Origin of the sequence: Bilifractor sp. LCP21S3_A7 (assembly GCF_052118825.1) — a bacterium.
Classification (GTDB): Bacteria; Bacillota; Clostridia; order Lachnospirales; family Lachnospiraceae; genus Bilifractor.
Window position 1 is genome coordinate 119,302 of the sequence record NZ_JBQKGL010000002.1, and the last position, 18,145, is coordinate 137,446.

The following is an 18,145-nucleotide window of genomic DNA, read 5'->3' on the forward strand; positions in this document are numbered from 1 at the left end:
CCAACACCAGCCTGCTTTAAGTATTCCGTGGCGCGGACAGAGCCCGGACCGCTGTTGTTCTTTGTTTTGTCCGGTATTTACCTTTCATTCATTACCTTCTTCTTGTTTTCGGAGCAGTCCTTATGAACGACATCAAAAATTCTCACAGTGCTTTCCGTTACGCCTTTCCCCATACCATACCGGTGATGGCGGGCTATATCTTTCTCGGGATCACCTACGGCATTCTCATGCGGACATCTGGCTTTCCCTGGTGGTATCCGACTTTGACGGCGCTGATTGTCTATACCGGGTCTATGGAGTTCCTTCTGGTCTCCATGCTTCTGTCTGCTTTCCATCCCCTGTCCGTCTTTGTCACGGCAATCATGGTCGGTGCCCGCCACCTGTTCTACGGAATCTCCCTTCTCAGAACTTACCGGAACGTCGGCTGGAAAAAGTTTTATCTCATTTACACCACCAGCGATGAGACCTTTTCCGTCATCTATACCACTCCTGTTCCGGAAGGCATAGACCGCGGCAGCTTCTGTTTCTGGATTTCATTTCTGGATCAGATGTACTGGACACTTGGGACGACTCTGGGAGGCCTTCTGGGAGGTCTCATTACCTTTGATGTCGAAGGTCTTGATTTTGTCATGACTGCCATGTTTGTTGTGATTCTGATGAATCAGTGGATGAAGGACGGCACGCGTATGAAAACCCTGATAAAGGATCATATTCCCGAGCTGATCGGCATCCTCGGTTCCGTGGTGTCCCTGATCATCTTTGGCGCAGATCATTTCATCATCCCCGCCATGATGCTCATACTGGCACTTCTCATGAGCTTCCGCAGATTTCTGGATCCGTCCGGTGCTCCCGATGAACTGCAAGAGCCAGAGACACATACAGACACATCAGACACAAGTACAGACACATCAAAGACAAGTATAGAAACATCAGGTACAAGCACGAACATATCAAAGACAGGCGTAGTCACCTCAAAGACAAGCATAGACACGAAGGAGGAACGCCATGACTGAAATGCCGCTATACCAGCAGTTCATAACCATCGGAGTTGCCGTTCTCGGCACCGTCCTGACCCGGTTTCTTCCATATATCCTGTTCCCGGAAGGAAAAAAAATCCCCCGGGTCATCAACTACCTCGGCAAGGTGCTGGCACCTGCCGTCTTCGGCCTTCTGGTCATCTACTGCCTGCGGAATGTGAATTTCGCCGGCGCGCACCATGGGCTCCCGGAGCTTATATCCATCGCTGTAGTCATAGCGCTCTTTGTCTGGAAGAAAGGGATGATTCTCCCCATGGCAGGCGGAACCATCTGCTACATGCTCCTGGTACATTTTGTTTTCTGACAGTGATTCTGACAGCATAATAAAATGGCCGCAGACAGCGCGTCATGAAATGAACACAGGTAAGCGAGATAAAACACGCTGCGCGAGTTTTATCTCGCTATCGCGACGCTCGCCGCACACGAATACTTCGCATTCGGCTGCGGCTCACTGTTCGCGTAAAAAAACAGCTCCGCAAATTCTATAAAGAAAATGCGAAGCTCTTCTTAAAGAAAGAGTATGTGAGGCTCTTTCGTATGGAGCAGACGAAAGAATAAAGCCCATAATGATCTAACAATTTGCAAACAAACAGAAACAAAAAATCCCGGAAGTCCTTGTAATTAAAGGATCTCCGGGATTTTTTCAAGTGGACCAGGCGGGAATCGAACCCGCGTCCGAAAACCTCTCTGTCCGGCTTCTTCCATCACAGTCAGTCTATTGACATTCCCTCTGCCGTATGCCGCCTGACAGGCTTACGGTTTCAGTAGCTTCATAAAATCCGCCATACCTCAAAGCTTTGGCATGACAGTTCCCCGTCTTGGATAATGCCGGAACAGAAAGGCACGGGAACCTCCCTGCCCGACAGCTGCTTTAATTAAGCAGCAAGCGCGTAACTATCGTTATCAGCGTTTAAATTTAATTGTCATGTTTTTACGTGGTCACGGCTTCCACGGATGGCTTCCCGAACTTCAAAATCCCCGTCGAAACCAGTACTAGCCCGTATAATAATCATACAGCTAATAACGGAACCGCCTTACGACACGGAAAGCGTCCCTCTGGTATATGATTCAGTATCCTTTAAGATACCACAGCTTATTGCCGATGTCAACGGGTCCGCCTGGCTTTGACAGCGTTTTCTCAATTGCAAATAGTATAAGGTATCTTGACAGCACGGCTATGCATGATAGAATCATCAGCGGCGCACGATCAGACCTTTTCATTTGCAATATTACAATAGCTGATCTATGCGTTTTAACATATGCATGGGACTGATCCATGTGTTTCAATAATAAGCTGTCAGTGGCTATGGAAGGGAACAACAATCATGTCAAAAATCATGTCAGATACCAATACAAGGCTTTCCGGGGGAATCCGCCGCATGACAGAGGGAAGTCCATTCCGGCTCATCCTGCGTTTTATGATTCCGGTCCTGTTGGGACAGCTTGTACAGCAGACCTACAATATGGTTGACTCTATCATCGTCGGGAGGCTTCTCGGCGCGAACGCTCTGGCGGCAGTCGGCGCCTCCTCCAGCGTCCAGTTTATGGTGATCGGGTTCTGCAGCGGTGCCTGTGACGGGTTCGCCATACCGGTTGCCCAGCGTTTTGGTGCCCGCAAAATGCAGGAAATGCGCCGCTATATCTACCACACCGTGATCCTTACCATTCTCTGTGCCGCTGTACTTACGACAGTTACAGCCATTATGTGCCCGCAGATCATCCAGGTTCTGCACACACCGGAAGGCATCCGCCGTGACGCCGATCAGTATCTGCTCATCATTTTTCTCGGCCTGCCTTTTACATTCTTCTATAATATGCAGGCATCGCTTCTCCGCGCAGTAGGGAACAGCCGGGAACCGTTTCTGTTTCTTGCCATTGCCGCATCGCTGAATATCTTTCTGGATCTGTTCTGCGTAGCTGTTCTGAAATGGGGCGTTGCCGGAGCTGCTGCCGCAACCATCACCAGTCAGGCACTCAGCGGCCTGATGTGTCTTCTGTACATTGCGCGCAGTATGAAGCTGCTGCACCCCCAGAAGCAGGATCGGGTATGGAGCGGAAGATACGCCAGAAATCTGCTTGTCATGGGACTTCCGATGGGACTGCAGTTTTCCATCACCGCCATCGGAAGCATGGTCATGCAGGCCTGCAACAACAGTCTGGGCAGTCTTTATGTCGCCGGGTACACGGCGGGTGACAGGATCGAGCAGTTTGTCATGTGCCCGTATGTCGCTCTGTCTTCTTCGATCGCCACCTATGTGGGACAGAACTTTGGCGCGGGAAAATATGACCGCATCCGAAAGGGCGTCCGCGACGGTTTCCTCATGGGTCTGCTGTATGGCGTGATCTTTGGTTCACTCATGGCTTTAACCGGAAGAGATATTGCGATGCTCTTTCTGAATGAATCCCCGGATTCCTCCCGGATTCTGGATATCACCGCGCAGTTTCTGAAAGCCGTTGGATTCACGTTCTGGCTGGTCACCTCTGTCAATGTTTTTCGTCCCGCGATTCAGGGTATGGGACAACCCGGAAAGGCGATCTTTTCCGGCGTCATCGAAATGATTGCCCGCACGGTTTTTGCGCTTGGGACGCTCCGGATTCTTGGTTTTACAACCATCTGCTGGACCCATCAGGCAGCATGGATCACCGCCGGCCTGTACGTTCTTCTCATGTTCCGGACAATTATCCGAAAGACATCTTCCTGACCGTCAGCCCCGCCTGTAATCCGCTCATCCTGATGTGTCCTTTTCGCGCGGACGTAGTGCCAACCTTGGCGCTACGTCCGCGACCGGGGTGTTCCCCTATAATTTTCCCGAAAAATATCTGATGTGTCCGGATCTGTCACAGATTACGGATCTTGAACTCGCGCTCCGTCTCACGGCGCATATCCTTCTTCGCGATATCCGCCCGCTTGTCATAGAGCTTCTTGCCTCGCGCAAGTCCGATCTCGACCTTGATTCTGGAATTTCTGAAATAGACCTGAAGCGGAACAATCGTGAAGCCCTTCTGGGCAGATTTCTGCTGAAGTTTCAAAATCTCATTTTTGTGCATGAGAAGTTTCTTGACGCGGAGCGGATCACGGTTGAAGATATTTCCCTTTTCATAGGGGCTGATGTGCATTCCGTAGATAAAAATCTCTCCGTCCTTGATCCCTACGTAGGATTCCTTGATGGAGCACTTTCCCATGCGGCAGGATTTTACCTCTGTGCCGTGCAGCTCAATGCCGCACTCATACTTTTCATCGATGAAATAATCATGGTAAGCTTTTTTGTTATTCGCAATCAGCTTCGTTCCCTTTTCCTTTGCCATTTCCGTTCTCTCCCTCGTCATCATCTTCCGCAAGGACAAAATCTATCTGGCGGAGCCTTGCATCTGCCCTGACCGCCTTTACCCGGAGCTTCTGCCCGATTTCAAATATCCTTCCGCTGTTTTTCCCGGTCAGCGTCATGGCGCTCTCATCGAAGATATAGTAATCGCCCTTCAACGTTGACACATGCACCAGCCCCTCAATTGTGTCCGGACGCTGTACGTAGATTCCCCATCCGGTGACACCGGTTACCTGTGCTTCCGTCACCTCTCCGAGATGTCCGCCCATGTATCTGGCCATCTCGATTTTATTGGTCTCCCGTTCTACCTCAACGGACCGCCGCTCAAGCGCGGAGGATTTCCAAGCGACATCCTGCATGATCCGGCTGTAATAGGACAGTTTTCTTCCGGTCAGATTCCCGTGAAGATCATCCTTGATAATCCGGTGGATCTGAAGGTCCGGGTATCGCCGGATCGGCGATGTGAAATGGCAGTAGTACGGTGAAGCGAGACCGAAATGGCCGCCGTTTTCCGGTGTGTATCTGGCCTGCTGCATGGATCTCAAAAGCATGGAGCTGACGAGCGATTCCCGGGGCGTCCCCTCTGCACGGCTGATGATCTTCTGCACTTCAGAAGGCGTGATGTGATGTCCCGCCTTTTCCGCAGGGATCCCCAGGGAGCGCACCAGCTTCAGCGTATCCTCAATTTTATCCTCATCCGGGCTTTCGTGCGTCCGGTACAAAAACGGCACCTGCTTGTCAAAATACGTTTTCGCGACCACCTCGTTCGCGGTCAGCATGAACTGTTCGATCAGCTTTGTCGCAGTTGTCGGATAAGACGGACGGATCTCCACCGGGTGTCCCATCCGGTCGAGCCGGATTTTTGTCTCCGGAAATTCGAAATCAATCATGCCGCGACCGTGGCGCTGCTGCTCAAGTTTTGCCGCCAGGTCACGCATATCAAAAAGCATCGGAAGAACATCCGCGTATTTTTCCCTGAGCTCTGCCGGATTTTCTGTAAAAATCCGGTCTACCTCGGAATAGGTCATGCGATGTGAGCTGCAGATCACGCTTTCCGCAATCCTGCTGCCGCGGATATTTCCCTGCCTGTCCATTTTCACGATGCAGGACAGCGTAAGTCTGTCCTCGCCCTCATTCAGAGAGCAGACCCCGTTGGAAAGCTTTTCGGGCAACATCGGAATCACACGGTCCGCGAGATAGACAGAGGTTCCTCTCCTCAGTGCTTCCTTGTCCAGCGCACTGCCTGCGGCCACATAATTTGTGACATCCGCGATGTGCACACCCAGGATATACCCCGACCCGTCCCGCTCGAGCGAAACCGCGTCATCAAAATCCCGGGAATCATCTCCGTCGATCGTAATGATCTGCCGGCTCCTCAGATCGAGACGGCCTGCGATGTCCCCCGGACCCGGGCAGGCGGGAAATCTGGCTGCCTGCTCCAGAACCTTCTGCGGAAATTCAGCGGGAACTCCATATTCCAGCACCACCTCCGTGAGCGCTGTCGCCGGATCATCCGGATCCAGCTTACGGATAGCCTTCCGGATCTCCGCGGTAATAACCTTTTCGCTGCGCGAGTTTCCGCCCGCCTCAGAACCCCTGCGGCTCCTTCCGCGGGATTCCCGGTCGCCATGACGGGCATCAACGCCCTTATGGCCGGCCAGATCGCCGCGGCGGAAACCGGAACTCTTACCGTCCGTAAAATCGCCGCGGCGGGAACCGGATCTCTCATCATCCGAAAGATCATTATGGCGGAAATCTGACTCCCTATGGCCCGCAAGAAAAGCAGACTCCCCGGATCCGATTTTTTCTGCCGGATCGCCGGGCCTGACCATTTCATAGCGTCCCTCCTTGTCCTTCCGGATCTTATGTTCCAGAACCAGAGTGTCAAGCGCCTCCATCATATCCTTGATCTTTGCCTTCGGTACGTCCAGAAGAAACGCGATATCCTTCGCGCGCATCGGCTTGTAATTCTTTGATCCGATCAGATCGGCAAGTATCTTCCGCTCCTTCTTTCCTGCAGCCTGTCTTCTGCCCGCGCGGCGGCTGTATGTTTTTTCTCTTCCTCTGTCCTCGGAATTTTTTATGTTTCTGTATTTTTTCATCATTTCCCTTTTAAAATATATAAATTCAACCGCCAGATCTCATCATCTCAAAAACAAAGAAAGGCTGCTGCAATCATCTGCAACAGCCCTACCATGTCATATTCATCAGAAGCTCATATTCAGAACAACCGCAAGTCCGACAAAGACAATCGCCATGATCCTTGTCAGACGGATCAGATTGCCCTCCTTTGAACGGCCCTTGTTCTTGCTCCAGTACGTATCAGAGGTCGTTGCCATACCGGCGATCGCGCCAAGACCTCTGTCCTTGCCCTGCTGCATGAGTACGACAATGATCAGCGCTACGGAATCTATTGCAAACAGAACTGTCAGTACAGTGCGAAGAATAACCAAAACAAACCCTCCTGTTTCTAACCCAAAAACTCACGAATATGATACTAGCATACCTATCTGGGAAATTCAACCCGCTAATTTCATGAATTCCGCAGCCTGATTCATGAATTCCGCGCATTTCGGCAGCTTCTTTCTTTACAGATCCTCCAGAATGATCGTAAACGGACCGTCATTCACCAGCGAGACCTTCATATCCGCGCCGAAAATACCCGTCTGAACCACCGGTACCTGTTCTCTGGCCTTCCGTATGATGTATTCGTAGAGCGCATTTGCCTTATCCGGATTTCCGGCTTCCAGGAAGCTCGGCCGGTTTCCCTTTCTGCAGTTCGCGTGCAGGGTGAACTGGGATACCAGAAGCAGTTCTCCTCCGACATCCTGAAGGGAAAGGTTCGTCTTGCCCTGACTGTCCTCAAAAATGCGCAGCCCGATCAGCTTCTTCAGATATCTGTCGGCAATTTCCTCGGTGTCGCTCTCGCCGACGCCGATCAGCACCAGAAATCCCTTCCCGATCTCACCGGTTGTTCTACCGTCCACCTGAACCCTTGCCTCTGTAACTCTCTGTACCACAAACTTCATGCGTCTTCTCCCTGTTTCTCCGCCTCAGTATGCATCTGTGCCGCGCGTCTCCGTCATTCAATGAATGAGATAAAACACGCTGTGCGAGTTTTATCTCGCTATCGCGGCGCTCGCTGCACACGAATACTTCGCATTCGGCTGCGGCTCACTGTTCGCGTAAATAAAGCCGGTTCCGCCGCTCTGCTGTCTCCGGAAGCCCATCCGCCCGATTTTCTGTCTCTGTCTCATGCACTTATCATGAGCACACCGTCGGTCAATTCTTCTCAGAGAACCTTCGAGAGAAACTCCTGCAGCCTTCCCGCCTTCGGATGATTGAAGATCTCATCCGGGGTTCCCTGTTCCATGATGATGCCGTCCGCCACAAACATGACGCGATCCGCCACCTCTCGGGCGAAGCCCATCTCATGCGTAACCACTGCCATCGTCATTCCGTCATCTGCCAGTTCCTTCATTACATTCAGAACCTCTCCTACCATTTCCGGATCAAGAGCAGATGTCGGCTCATCGAAAAGCATCACCTTCGGGTGCATGGCGAGAGCCCGCACAATCGCAATTCGCTGCTTCTGTCCGCCTGACAGACTGGAAGGATAGGCATCCGCCTTATCCAAAAGCCCGACCCGTTCAAGCAGCTTCTCTGCCTCGGCATCCGCCTCGGCCTGATTCATGCGTCCCGTACGCACCGGAGCGAGGGTGATGTTTCTCCTGACGGTTTTGTTCGGAAAGAGATTAAAATGCTGGAATACCATTCCCATCTGCTGACGCATCTGGTTGATATCCGTCTTGTCCGACGTGATGTCCGTTCCGTCAAAGATAATTTTTCCGGACGTCGGAATCTCCAGAAGATTCAGGCATCGCAGAAAAGTGGATTTTCCCGATCCGGACGGACCGATAATCACGACCTTCTCGCCCTCCGAGATATGATCCGAAATATCATTTAAAACCGTATTGTCACCGAATTTTTTGACCAGGTGCTCGACCTGGATCAGTGCTTTAGCGTCTGTCACTTTTACGCATCCTCCTCTCAAGGATTCCCAGAAGCCAGGTGAGAATCATGACAACCACCAGGTACATGATGGCAATTCCGATGAAGGGCATAAAGGCCTGATAGGTCTTCGCCTGAATCTGCATCGCAACCTTCGTCAAATCCGTAAGTCCAATGACCGTTACCAGGGATGTATCCTTAAACAGTGTGATCAGCTCATTGCCGAGCGCAGGAAGAATATTCTTGACCGCCTGCGGGATGATGATGTCCTTCATTACCGTGGTATAGCCCATTCCCAGCGACCGTCCCGCTTCCATCTGCCCCGGATCGATGGACATAATACCGCTCCGGATGATCTCGGATACATAGGCTCCCGAGTTGATGCCAAGAGCAAGGATGGCAACTCCCACAAGGTTCCGGCTCGCCGCAAAAATAACAAATCCCATAATCAGAAGCTGAACCATCATCGGGGTTCCGCGAATCACTGTCGTGTATACCTCACAGATAATGTTCAGGACTTTCAGTCCTCCGCTGACCTTTCCGATTTTCTGCTGATCGTGCATGGTACGCACAACCGCGACCAGGATCCCGAGTACGATACCGATCGCCAGCGCGCCAAGCGTCACAATAAAGGAAACCCTCAATCCATCCAGATAACGTTTCCATCTGTCAGCCGCCACAAAGCTCTGATAGAAATTGTCGCGCACACCGGCCCAAAATTCTGCCACTGCTTTTTCCTCCCGACTTGAAATTCATCATGCAACACAGAGACATGCATAATTATTCATATATTACTAAAAAAAACGGGATGGTGCAAGCCCATCCCGCCAATAATTCAATTCTGTAAGCCCGTCTGTCAATCCTTCCATCCGGACAACCCCGAAATCACCGCCATCAGCCGGCGGTGGATGCTGAGCTCGTGCTCACGGAAGCGGACGAAGAGCTTACCGCCTCAGAGGACGAATCTGTGTTGATGTACTTGTCGATAATGGACTGTACGGTTCCGTCTGCGATCAGCTTCTTCAGAATGCTGTTGATGGCGTCGCGAAGCGCAGGATTCTTCTTGCTGACTCCGATGGCGTAATCCTCGCTCACATAGTCGGTATCCAGAAGCTTCAGTCCCTTGTTCTGCGCTACAAACGCCTTCGCCGGCTCATTATCGATGATCACGGCATCGATTTTCCCACCGAGCAGAGCCTGAATCGCCATGGCTCCGTTCGTATACGCAACGACATGGTCCTCACCGAAGCCTCCGTGTTCCGGTGTATCAGAAGCATAGATATAACCGGTGGTTCCCTCCTGGCATCCGATCATCTTGTCATTGGAAAGATCATCAACCGATTTGATATCAGAATCCTCCGGAACGATGATGGACTGAACACCCTTCGCATAGCTGTCGGTGAAATCCACGTTCTTCTTTCTCTCTTCACTAACCGTGATTCCCGCCATTGCAATATCTTCCTTGCCGGACTGAACCGATGTGATGACAGAGGAGAAATCCATATCATCGACAACCAGCTTCAGGCCAAGCTCTTTTGCGATCTCTGCAGCGATATCTACGTCGATACCGGTATAGCCGCCATTATCATCCGTCGTCTCATAAGGCGGGAACGCAGCATTTGTCGCCATATGAAGCTCTCCGGAAGTGACGGTCTTGATGTCGCCGTACGAAGAGGCGCTCACAGATGCTGCCGCCTCGGTTGCACTTTCTGCTGATGATGCGGAAGCCGACGCCGCCTCTGAAGAACTGCCTGACGCAGAACCGCATGCTGCCAGCGACAGTGTCATGCCGGCAGTCAGTAAAAGAGCCATTGCTTTTTTCATCATTTCTTCTTCCTCTCTTCCTTAAAAAATCCCTGTTTATTTCCTTCCTTTATAACAGAGCACACGTTGCCGTGCATTCTTATACTGTGCTTTCATCAATGCCATACACAGTACTTTCATCTGCACTTTCACACGGTGCATTGTTATCTGTTCATCTCACCGCAGGGATGATCTCTGAACGTTCAAGATTATAGCCTCTGCGGTTTCTGTAGTCAAGACTCACCTCACGCTGTCCAGTGCTCACAAATATTCACGAATATACACCCTGTTGTTCCTTTCTGTGTATTGGCAGCTCCCCGGTGCTCACAAAAATACACGAGCACACAATAATCCGAATCCAAATAAAAACGCGCCATAATCCGACTATGAACAAATACGCAGTATCATTCGTATCCGAACGACAACGAGATAAAACACGCTGCGCGAGTTTTATCTCGCTATCGCGACGCTCGCCGCACACGAATACTTCGCATTCGGCTGCGGCTCACTGTTCGCGTAAAAACAGACAGCGCGATCCGCCCCTCCCGGGGTAAAGACCACGCTGTCTTTCCATCTGTCTTTATGTTATTGCGGCGCCGCAAACTCCTTATTTTCTGACAAGAAGAGACTTGCCGGTCATCTCCGCCGGCTTCTCCATTCCCATCAGCTCGATCAGCGTCGGAACAATGTCACAGAGCGCTCCGCCTTCTCTGAGGGTGTAGGCAGGATCACAGTTCACAAGCAGGAACGGAACCGGATTTGTGGTATGAGCAGTCCACGGCTCTCCTGTAGCGGGATCCACCATCAGCTCTGCATTTCCGTGGTCCGCGGTGATGAACATCTGTCCGTCGACCTCCTTCAGAGCCTCTACTGCTCTTCCGACGCACTCATCTACCGCTTCGATCGCCTTAATCGCGGCAGCCTCGACTCCTGTATGACCTACCATATCCGGGTTCGCGAAATTGATGATAATAACATCGTACTTCTGAGAACGGATAGCCTCACAGAGCTTGTCGCATACCTTCGGCGCACTCATCTCCGGCTGAAGGTCGTAGGTAGCTACCTTCGGAGAAGGGATCAGGAAACGGTCCTCTCCTTCATTCGGCTCCTCAACGCCTCCGTTAAAGAAGAAGGTGACATGCGCGTATTTCTCGGTCTCAGCGATTCTGGCCTGCTTCATTCCCTTCTTCGCGAGCCATTCCCCGAACGTATTTGTGAGTTTCTCGTTCTTAAAAGCAATGTACTTGTTCGGGATGGTCTCATCATAATCCTTGAAGCACACAAAGGTAAGATTCTCAATTCTCTTTCTCCCGAAGCCCTTGAAATCCGGGTCGCAGAAGGCTCTCGTAAGCTCTCTCGCGCGATCAGGACGGAAGTTGAAGAAGATCACACTGTCCCCTCCCTTTACCGTTGCAACAGGAGTCCCGTCTTCGTTCTTCATGACCGTTGGAATCACAAACTCGTCCGTGATCTCCTTGTCATAGGAGGCCTGCATCGCGCGAAGCGGATCTGTGCCTCCATCGACGCCCTCTCCCTTTGTCAGAGCGTCATATGCCTTCTCCACGCGATCCCAGTTCGTATCACGGTCCATCGCATAGTAACGTCCGGAGATGACACCGATCCTTCCGACTCCGATCTCTTTCATCTTGTCCATCAATTGACGAATATATTCGATTCCCGAGGTCGGCGGCGTGTCACGTCCGTCCAGGAAACAATGCACATAAACTCTGTCAAAATTTTCTTTTTTGCACAGCTCAAGGAGCGCATACAGATGTGTAATATGGCTGTGCACACCGCCATCGGAAAGAAGGCCCCAGAGATGAAGATCTCCGTTGTTCTTCTTCGCGTTGTTGATCGCCAGCAGAAGCTCTTCGTTCCGGAAGAAATCGCCGTCATCAATTGCCTTTGTGATCCGGGTCAGATCCTGATACACAATACGGCCGGCGCCCATATTCATATGTCCGACCTCGGAATTTCCCATCTGTCCATCCGGAAGCCCTACATAATGGCCGCTTGCCTGTCCCTGAACATACGGGCACTGGCTCTTTAACTGATCCATCACCGGTGTTCTCGCCTCACAGATCGCGTTGTGCTCGCAAACCGGATTCTCACCGTAGCCATCGAGGATCATCAGAACAGTTGGTTTCTTTGCCATAATTCATTTCTCCTTATATGTTATCTATCTGTTATCTATCTGTTATCTATCTGTCAGCGCTTTGCCGACTGGTTCATTCTGCCAGTCCCTTCCAGGCTGTCTCACCGTCAAACAGTCTGTCATTACGTCAATGCTTATCATACTAATACTGTCCGAAAAAAACAAGCAGATATTTGCCGGACAAAAGCCAATATGTTATACTTCATGACAGACTTGTGATTCTGCCTGTCGGATGCAGCGTCATCTTCTTATTATGATATCCACCGGATATCGCAGAAACATCAGAGTCAGAAAAGATCTTGAGGCTTCAGAATCTCGGGGCTTTACCCCCGAAACTGCAGACTCTGTCATTTGAACTTCCAATTCCGAAGAAAGTCAGGAGTTTTACATATGCTGGAATCCGGTACATCACTGTATAAACTTATCATACTGTTCATGCTCGGAAAGGTCACCTTTCCGCTCACCAACGCCCAGATCTCCGATCTGATCCTGAGCCGCAGATATACCTCCTATTTTCATCTTCAGGAGGTTCTCTCGGAGATGATCGATACCGGTCTCCTCGAGATCGAGACCACCAATCACACGACCTATTACCGCATGACCGATCAGGGAAAGCAGACGCTGGAATACTTTCAAAATGAAATCCCGCCGGAAATCCGCCGGGAAATCGCCAATTACCTGGTTCTGCACTCCTATGAGATGCGCAACGAATCATCGACTCTTGCCGATTATTTCCGCAATTCCAACCAGGACTATACCGTGAACTGTATGGTCAAGGAGGGAAAACAGACGCTCATCGAGCTGAAGTTCACGGTTCCCACCGAGGAGGCCGCGCGGACGCTTTCGGAAAACTGGAAGAAGAAGAGCCAGGAAACCTACGCGGCGATCATGAAGATTCTCATGTAACCACGACGGAGAAAAATCCGGAGTCCCCGTTTACTTCAGATTTTTCTCACGGCCGATTTTTTCAAAATACTGTCTGATCTTCTCTTCATAACCGTTTCCGGTCGGATGATAGAATACTGCATCCTTTATCTCGTCCGGCAGGTATTGCTGTTCTACATAGTGGTTCGGATAGTCGTGCGCATATTTGTAACCGATGCCATGGCCGAGCTGCTCATGGCTTTTATAATGTGCGTCCTGCAGATGAACGGGCACCGTCGTCTGCTTCTTCCGCACGGATTCCATCGCCTCGAAAACCGCCTCTGTGCAGGCATTGCTTTTCGGCGCTCCGGCCACATAAATCGCAGCCTGGGCGAGGATGAGCTGGGATTCCGGCATTCCTACCCGCTCCACCTCCTGTGCCGCAGAGGCAGCCACCACCATGGCCATGGGATCCGCGTTTCCGACATCCTCCGATGCGCAGATCATGATTCTTCTCGCGATAAATTTTACATCCTCCCCCGCGTAGAGCATTTTTGCCAGATAGTAAACGGCAGCGTCCGGATCCGATCCCCTCATGCTTTTAATAAAGGCAGATATCGTGTCGTAATGCTGGTCTCCCGCCTTGTCATAGCGAACCACTCTCTTCTGAATACACTGCGAGGCAGTCTCCAGATCAATGTGGATTTTCCCGTCCTCCGGCGACGGCTCTGTCGTCAGAATTCCCAGTTCTATCGCATTCAGCGCCTCTCTGGCGTCACCGCCCGCAATGTCCGCGAGAAACTCGCAGGCTTCCGGCTCCAGAACGGCATGATAGCTGCCCATTCCTTTGACCGGATCGGTCACCGCTCTGTTCAGAAGCTCGCGGATGTTCTCCGTCGACAGCGGCTTCAGCTCAAATACCACGGATCTTGAGATCAGGGCAGAATTCACCTCAAAATAGGGATTCTCCGTCGTGGCACCGATCAGAATGACCGTGCCGTCCTCTACATACGGAAGTAGGTAGTCCTGCTGCCCCTTATTGAACCGGTGAATCTCATCGATGAACAGAATCGTCTTTCTGCCATACATTCCCCGGCGTTCCTGTGCCGCCCGTATCGCGTCTTCCATATCCTTCTTCCCGGACGCCGTCGCATTCAGCTGCACAAACTCCGCGCTCGTCGTATTCGCAATAACATGGGCAAGCGTCGTTTTTCCCGTTCCGGGCGGTCCGTATAAAATCAGCGAGCTCAGCTTGTCCGCCATGATGGCGCGGTAGAGAAGCTTTCCCTTCCCGATGATATGTTCCTGCCCCACTACCTCGTCCAGCCGTTCCGGCCTCATCCGGGATGCCAGAGGCGCTTCCTTCTCCATGTTTTTTTCCTTCATATAATCGAACAGATCCATCCTTATCCCTCAGCTGTTTTCACGATAAATGTTCCATTGCTGCTGTATACGACCTCTCCCAGGTCCGCAATGCCCTCCGTATTCACGGTTCCGTACTTCGCGTATTCCTCACTTCCCACGAATATATAAGAGATTCCATACTTTTCAATCAGGCTCCGGACCTCTTCCGCGTCATCTGAGGTATAAATCGTCTTGATATCCGCGGACCTCTGATTCAGATCCTCCGGATCGCTCCGCCACAGCCATTCATGGACATACCAGCCGAGCACGGTCGGAAGTCCGGTCATCGCCGATACCCGGCACGCGGTGCTGTAGCTGTCTCCGTCCGCTTCCAGGACGACCGGCTGCCCCGGAACATTCTCATTCAGCCACCGGATTGCTCCCGCGTCAGCCGGATAGGAGCTCTCCAGAAATGATGTGGCATCCAGGCCCTGATAATTTTTATAACGGAAAATGTTTCCCATAAACTGACGCACCGATACAGGGAAGTATCCGAGCGTCAGTCCGAAAAACACAGCCGCGGCAATTCCTGCAATCCGGCGCAGCCTCTGTCTGGAAGCCAGAAAACAGATGACGGCATACGCCATCATCATCCCGTAGAGGATAAACGCCTGATACGTCATCTTGAACATCGTATTGGACCTCGGGTACCCGCTGGACTCATAGATGTCCCTGACATACACAATTTCCGGCACGAGCACAAGACCGAAAGCACACAGTCCGAGAATCAGCGCGAAATGATCCGGCAGCGGCGTTGTTCGAAAATACCCGGTTTTTTCACCGGCGTCCTCCGCGGTTCCTTCTCTTCCGTTCCTGCCTCCACTAATCGCACCTGGCATTTTTTTCCTGTAATTCCCGACTGCAGTGACAATCAGCATAAGAAAGACCGCAAAGGGGAATCCCCACAGAATCAGCAGCTGATACAGCGGCGTATGGGTCCGGCAGAACGCCACGCCGGAAACCGGCGACTGGAACTGAAGACGGAAGGGAATCGAGGTCACCGTTGATAACACCGCCAGCACTGCGGTGTGATACACGACCGACACAATCCTTTTCTTCCGGCTCCGGCAGCTGCTGTTCAGAGCGCGGAAGATTATACAGAAAAAGGCGACGGCCAAATATATGACATAATCCCAGAAATTCGTCCACTGGAACATGCCGATCAGGGCTGCTGCCGACAGAAATCTCGCGTCCGGGAGATATCTTCTCTCCCGTCCAGTACAGTTCTCCCGTCCGGTGCAGTTCTCCCATCCGGTGCAGATCCAGGCATAGAGGAGCGCCACCACCGTCAGCACAAAAATGATGTTGCACATGTGCGCGTGAACGTCTCCGAGAATGAATGAGTAGGAGGGAAACTCGTGAATAGTCCGGTCAGCGGTATTCACCGGATTGTATCCGATGTAGCGCGTTGAGTCGGCAAACCAGTAATAATCCCTGCCATCCGGCATCGGGAGTCCGAGCGGCTTCCCGAAAATTCCGTATATCACATAGTGGCCGTTTCCGGCAAGTGAAACCGCCGCGCCGCCGATCAGTCCGCCTGCGGCGGCCCATACGCCGGCATGCGGACGATCCTCCATTCGGTCAGCCACCATCTGACGCACAATAGAAAACGGAAGTACAAATCCAAGGGCGGCGATCATCGCGCGGTAAATGTTGTAGGCATAAGAAACGCCGACACCGCACATTTTCCCCAGATAGACACCGAAATACTGCCCGCCGTAATAATAGTTGATAGCAGCTGTTCCGTACCAGATATCTTTTGCCGGCAGAGATGTGCTTCGATACATTGCAGCCATAAAGCCGTAATCCATGAACTTCTCCGTTCCGCTCGCCTGCGGCCGGAAGCCGATGAGGTAGGCCCAGAACAGAAAGAGTCCGAAGAACAGCACCTCCTCCGCAAGAATCAGATTAATGTCCATCTGTCTCTTTGCAGGTTTCAGCATGAACAGTACCCAGCACACACCGATGAGGATCAGTGTGACAGCCAGTGCCCTGTGCCCGGTAAACCGAAGAATGTCCGCGAGCCCGAGAACCCACACCACATATCCGCCTGCCGCAATCCCGATCACCCGGGAGAACAGCCATCCTCCGTCGTGAAATGCTGCGAACAGAATTCTGGTCAGCGGAAAAAATCCAGCCCCGATGATCAGAAGCAGCAGATACCACCTGAAAAACGGGAAAAAGCTGCTTCCAAGAAGCGCGCCCGCTGCCGCAAGTATAAGGAAAAAGATGGCCAGGAAGCCGATCGAGGAGTTTTTCATTTTCGTAAACAATCTGTGGTCCTCCGGAAAATATTTTTCAGAATATGATCACTCTGGAATTGTTCCAGCGAGATAAAACACGCTGCGCGAGTTTTATCCCGCTATAGCGACGCTCGCCGCACACGAATACTTCGCATTCGGCTGCGGCTCACTGTTCGCGTAAAAAACAAGAGCTGCCCGACGTGCGTCAGCACTTCGGACAGTTCTATTCTATCGAGAACGGATAGCTGTTTCAACAATGCGCGCCGCCGTCCAGAAGCTCCGGCGGGTATAGTCCATCCTCCGTCATCTTCTTCAGCGCGGCGGTCACCACCGGCTTATCCTCCTTATAGGTCACACCGTACCACTTGTCCGGCGTCGTCATCACCTTCACCGCCGCCTTGTCTTCGGCCAGAAGATCCGCGACAACCGAGGGAAGGAAATACTCTCCCTTCAGCGGATTCTCCTTCAATGTCCGGTCAAGAAACGCCGGGAAACGCGCGAGGAGCTCATTCATGATGCTGTAGTTGAAGCCCCACATATTCATGGAAACCACCGTGTCATCCGCAAGGGGTGTCCAGGTCTTCCCGTCATCCTCGGTGTACTCGATGCCGGTCGGATGCTTCTCGATCCGGGTGCGCTCGTGAATTCCCACGAGCTCCTCCCGGTCATTCACCTCGCAGATTCCGCGGGAGACATATCCGTTTTCTGTCACGGTATTCTTCAGCTGATATCCGACCATCGCGTAGCGGTACTTCGTATCATCGCCGTTGTGCGCCAGGTAATCATACATCTTACGAAATGCATCTCTCCCGTAATAGTCATCCGCGTTGATCACTGCGAACGGAGATCCGTGAACCGCAAAAAAGCAGGACAGAACGGCGTGTCCCGTCCCCCATGGTTTCACACGCCCCTCCGGCACCTGATAGCCCGCCGGCAAATCGTTCAGTCTCTGAAATGCATAACTGACCTTCACCCTGCTGCTGATCCGGTCTCCGATTCTCTCCTGGAAGATCTGCTTATTTTCCTCCTTGATGACAAAAATAATTTCCCGGAATCCGGCCTGTACCGCATCATAAATTGAATAATCAATGATCAGATGCCCCCGCTCATCCATAGGGTCCATCTGCTTCAAGCCGCCGTACCGGCTGCCCATGCCGGCCGCCATTATGACAAGGACCGGGTGGTTGTTATTTTCCATCTCCTCCACCTCTTTCTATCATTCTTCTATCATCTTCTGCGAAGAATCTTTTTAGCTCACAACGCCTTTTTTCTCAGTAACTCTTTCTGCAAAATCTATCAATCAGA

General features: G+C 51.8%; 16 protein-coding genes and 1 other RNA gene. 4 read left to right on the plus strand and 13 right to left on the minus strand.

Annotated features, from left to right (window positions below; translation table 11 throughout):
- The first annotated feature begins 122 nt into the window (after positions 1-122).
- Positions 123-1,013: an AzlC family ABC transporter permease gene (locus ACTQ1O_RS02290; protein ID WP_441485926.1), complete on the plus strand. Its 891-nt coding sequence runs from the start codon at positions 123-125 to the stop codon at positions 1,011-1,013.
- A gap of 1 nt (position 1,014) precedes the next feature.
- Positions 1,015-1,341, plus strand: coding sequence for a branched-chain amino acid transporter permease (locus tag ACTQ1O_RS02295; protein ID WP_441486076.1), 327 nt, complete (start codon positions 1,015-1,017; stop codon positions 1,339-1,341).
- 341 nt (positions 1,342-1,682) lie between these two features.
- Here ACTQ1O_RS02295 and ssrA read toward each other — a convergent pair.
- Positions 1,683-2,037, minus strand: a transfer-messenger RNA (tmRNA) gene (gene ssrA, locus ACTQ1O_RS02300).
- 325 nt (positions 2,038-2,362) lie between these two features.
- Here ssrA and ACTQ1O_RS02305 point away from each other — a divergent pair.
- Positions 2,363-3,739: an MATE family efflux transporter gene (locus ACTQ1O_RS02305; RefSeq protein ID WP_441485927.1), complete on the plus strand. Its 1,377-nt coding sequence runs from the start codon at positions 2,363-2,365 to the stop codon at positions 3,737-3,739.
- Positions 3,740-3,875: 136 nt separating this feature from the next.
- On the opposite strand, the gene smpB is transcribed toward ACTQ1O_RS02305, so the two are convergent.
- The 9 genes from smpB to gpmI all read right to left on the minus strand — a co-directional run bounded on the left by smpB (position 3,876) and on the right by gpmI (position 12,329).
- Positions 3,876-4,343 carry an SsrA-binding protein SmpB gene (gene smpB, locus ACTQ1O_RS02310; RefSeq protein WP_441101194.1) on the minus strand — a complete coding sequence of 156 codons (468 nt, stop codon included), beginning with the start codon at positions 4,341-4,343 and terminating at the stop codon, positions 3,876-3,878.
- Positions 4,306-6,462 (minus strand): ribonuclease R, encoded by a 2,157-nt coding sequence (gene rnr, locus ACTQ1O_RS02315; protein WP_441485928.1) that lies wholly within the window; start codon positions 6,460-6,462, stop codon positions 4,306-4,308. Before rnr ends, smpB begins: the two co-directional genes overlap by 38 nt.
- Before the next feature lie 105 nt (positions 6,463-6,567).
- Positions 6,568-6,813: a preprotein translocase subunit SecG gene (gene secG, locus ACTQ1O_RS02320; protein WP_441101192.1), complete on the minus strand. Its 246-nt coding sequence runs from the start codon at positions 6,811-6,813 to the stop codon at positions 6,568-6,570.
- Between the two features lie 135 nt (positions 6,814-6,948).
- Entirely contained in the window at positions 6,949-7,389 is a 441-nt protein-coding gene (gene dtd / locus ACTQ1O_RS02325) for a D-aminoacyl-tRNA deacylase (RefSeq protein WP_441485929.1), read from the minus strand.
- A gap of 90 nt (positions 7,390-7,479) precedes the next feature.
- Entirely contained in the window at positions 7,480-7,617 is a 138-nt protein-coding gene (locus ACTQ1O_RS02330) for a hypothetical protein (RefSeq protein WP_441485930.1), read from the minus strand.
- 35 nt (positions 7,618-7,652) lie between these two features.
- Positions 7,653-8,393 carry an amino acid ABC transporter ATP-binding protein gene (locus ACTQ1O_RS02335; protein WP_441485931.1) on the minus strand — a complete coding sequence of 247 codons (741 nt, stop codon included), beginning with the start codon at positions 8,391-8,393 and terminating at the stop codon, positions 7,653-7,655.
- Positions 8,380-9,099 (minus strand): amino acid ABC transporter permease, encoded by a 720-nt coding sequence (locus tag ACTQ1O_RS02340; RefSeq protein WP_441474827.1) that lies wholly within the window; start codon positions 9,097-9,099, stop codon positions 8,380-8,382. Before ACTQ1O_RS02340 ends, ACTQ1O_RS02335 begins: the two co-directional genes overlap by 14 nt.
- A gap of 166 nt (positions 9,100-9,265) precedes the next feature.
- A complete protein-coding gene (locus tag ACTQ1O_RS02345; RefSeq protein ID WP_441485932.1) occupies positions 9,266-10,198 on the minus strand; it encodes an ABC transporter substrate-binding protein in 933 nt (310 codons plus the stop codon).
- Between the two features lie 583 nt (positions 10,199-10,781).
- On the minus strand, positions 10,782-12,329 hold the full coding sequence (gpmI, locus tag ACTQ1O_RS02350) for a 2,3-bisphosphoglycerate-independent phosphoglycerate mutase (RefSeq protein ID WP_441485933.1): 1,548 nt from the start codon (positions 12,327-12,329) through the stop codon (positions 10,782-10,784).
- A gap of 390 nt (positions 12,330-12,719) precedes the next feature.
- On the opposite strand from gpmI, the gene ACTQ1O_RS02355 reads away from it, so the two are divergent.
- On the plus strand, positions 12,720-13,235 hold the full coding sequence (locus tag ACTQ1O_RS02355; protein ID WP_441485934.1) for a DUF4364 family protein: 516 nt from the start codon (positions 12,720-12,722) through the stop codon (positions 13,233-13,235).
- Positions 13,236-13,265: 30 nt separating this feature from the next.
- On the opposite strand, the gene ACTQ1O_RS02360 is transcribed toward ACTQ1O_RS02355, so the two are convergent.
- The 3 genes from ACTQ1O_RS02360 to ACTQ1O_RS02370 all read right to left on the minus strand — a co-directional run bounded on the left by ACTQ1O_RS02360 (position 13,266) and on the right by ACTQ1O_RS02370 (position 18,038).
- Positions 13,266-14,597, minus strand: coding sequence for a replication-associated recombination protein A (locus tag ACTQ1O_RS02360; protein ID WP_441485935.1), 1,332 nt, complete (start codon positions 14,595-14,597; stop codon positions 13,266-13,268).
- A 2-nt stretch (positions 14,598-14,599) separates the two neighbouring features.
- Positions 14,600-16,870 (minus strand): DUF2298 domain-containing protein, encoded by a 2,271-nt coding sequence (locus ACTQ1O_RS02365; protein WP_441485936.1) that lies wholly within the window; start codon positions 16,868-16,870, stop codon positions 14,600-14,602.
- A 220-nt stretch (positions 16,871-17,090) separates the two neighbouring features.
- A complete protein-coding gene (locus tag ACTQ1O_RS02370) occupies positions 17,091-18,038 on the minus strand; it encodes a sugar phosphate nucleotidyltransferase (protein WP_441485937.1) in 948 nt (315 codons plus the stop codon).
- Positions 18,039-18,145 lie beyond the last annotated feature (107 nt).

What these genes read in the sequence shown, in the direction of transcription:
- ACTQ1O_RS02290 (WP_441485926.1), top strand. Translation starts at nt 123, where the DNA reads ATGAACGACATCAAAAATTCTCACAGTGCTTTCCGTTACGCCTTTCCC.
- ACTQ1O_RS02295 (WP_441486076.1), top strand. Translation starts at nt 1,015, where the DNA reads ATGCCGCTATACCAGCAGTTCATAACCATCGGAGTTGCCGTTCTCGGC.
- ACTQ1O_RS02305 (WP_441485927.1), top strand. Translation starts at nt 2,363, where the DNA reads ATGTCAAAAATCATGTCAGATACCAATACAAGGCTTTCCGGGGGAATC.
- smpB (WP_441101194.1), bottom strand. Translation starts at nt 4,343, where the DNA reads ATGGCAAAGGAAAAGGGAACGAAGCTGATTGCGAATAACAAAAAAGCT.
- rnr (WP_441485928.1), bottom strand. Translation starts at nt 6,462, where the DNA reads ATGAAAAAATACAGAAACATAAAAAATTCCGAGGACAGAGGAAGAGAA.
- dtd (WP_441485929.1), bottom strand. Translation starts at nt 7,389, where the DNA reads ATGAAGTTTGTGGTACAGAGAGTTACAGAGGCAAGGGTTCAGGTGGAC.
- ACTQ1O_RS02330 (WP_441485930.1), bottom strand. Translation starts at nt 7,617, where the DNA reads ATGAGACAGAGACAGAAAATCGGGCGGATGGGCTTCCGGAGACAGCAG.
- ACTQ1O_RS02345 (WP_441485932.1), bottom strand. Translation starts at nt 10,198, where the DNA reads ATGATGAAAAAAGCAATGGCTCTTTTACTGACTGCCGGCATGACACTG.
- gpmI (WP_441485933.1), bottom strand. Translation starts at nt 12,329, where the DNA reads ATGGCAAAGAAACCAACTGTTCTGATGATCCTCGATGGCTACGGTGAG.
- ACTQ1O_RS02355 (WP_441485934.1), top strand. Translation starts at nt 12,720, where the DNA reads ATGCTGGAATCCGGTACATCACTGTATAAACTTATCATACTGTTCATG.
- ACTQ1O_RS02360 (WP_441485935.1), bottom strand. Translation starts at nt 14,597, where the DNA reads ATGGATCTGTTCGATTATATGAAGGAAAAAAACATGGAGAAGGAAGCG.
- ACTQ1O_RS02370 (WP_441485937.1), bottom strand. Translation starts at nt 18,038, where the DNA reads ATGGAAAATAACAACCACCCGGTCCTTGTCATAATGGCGGCCGGCATG.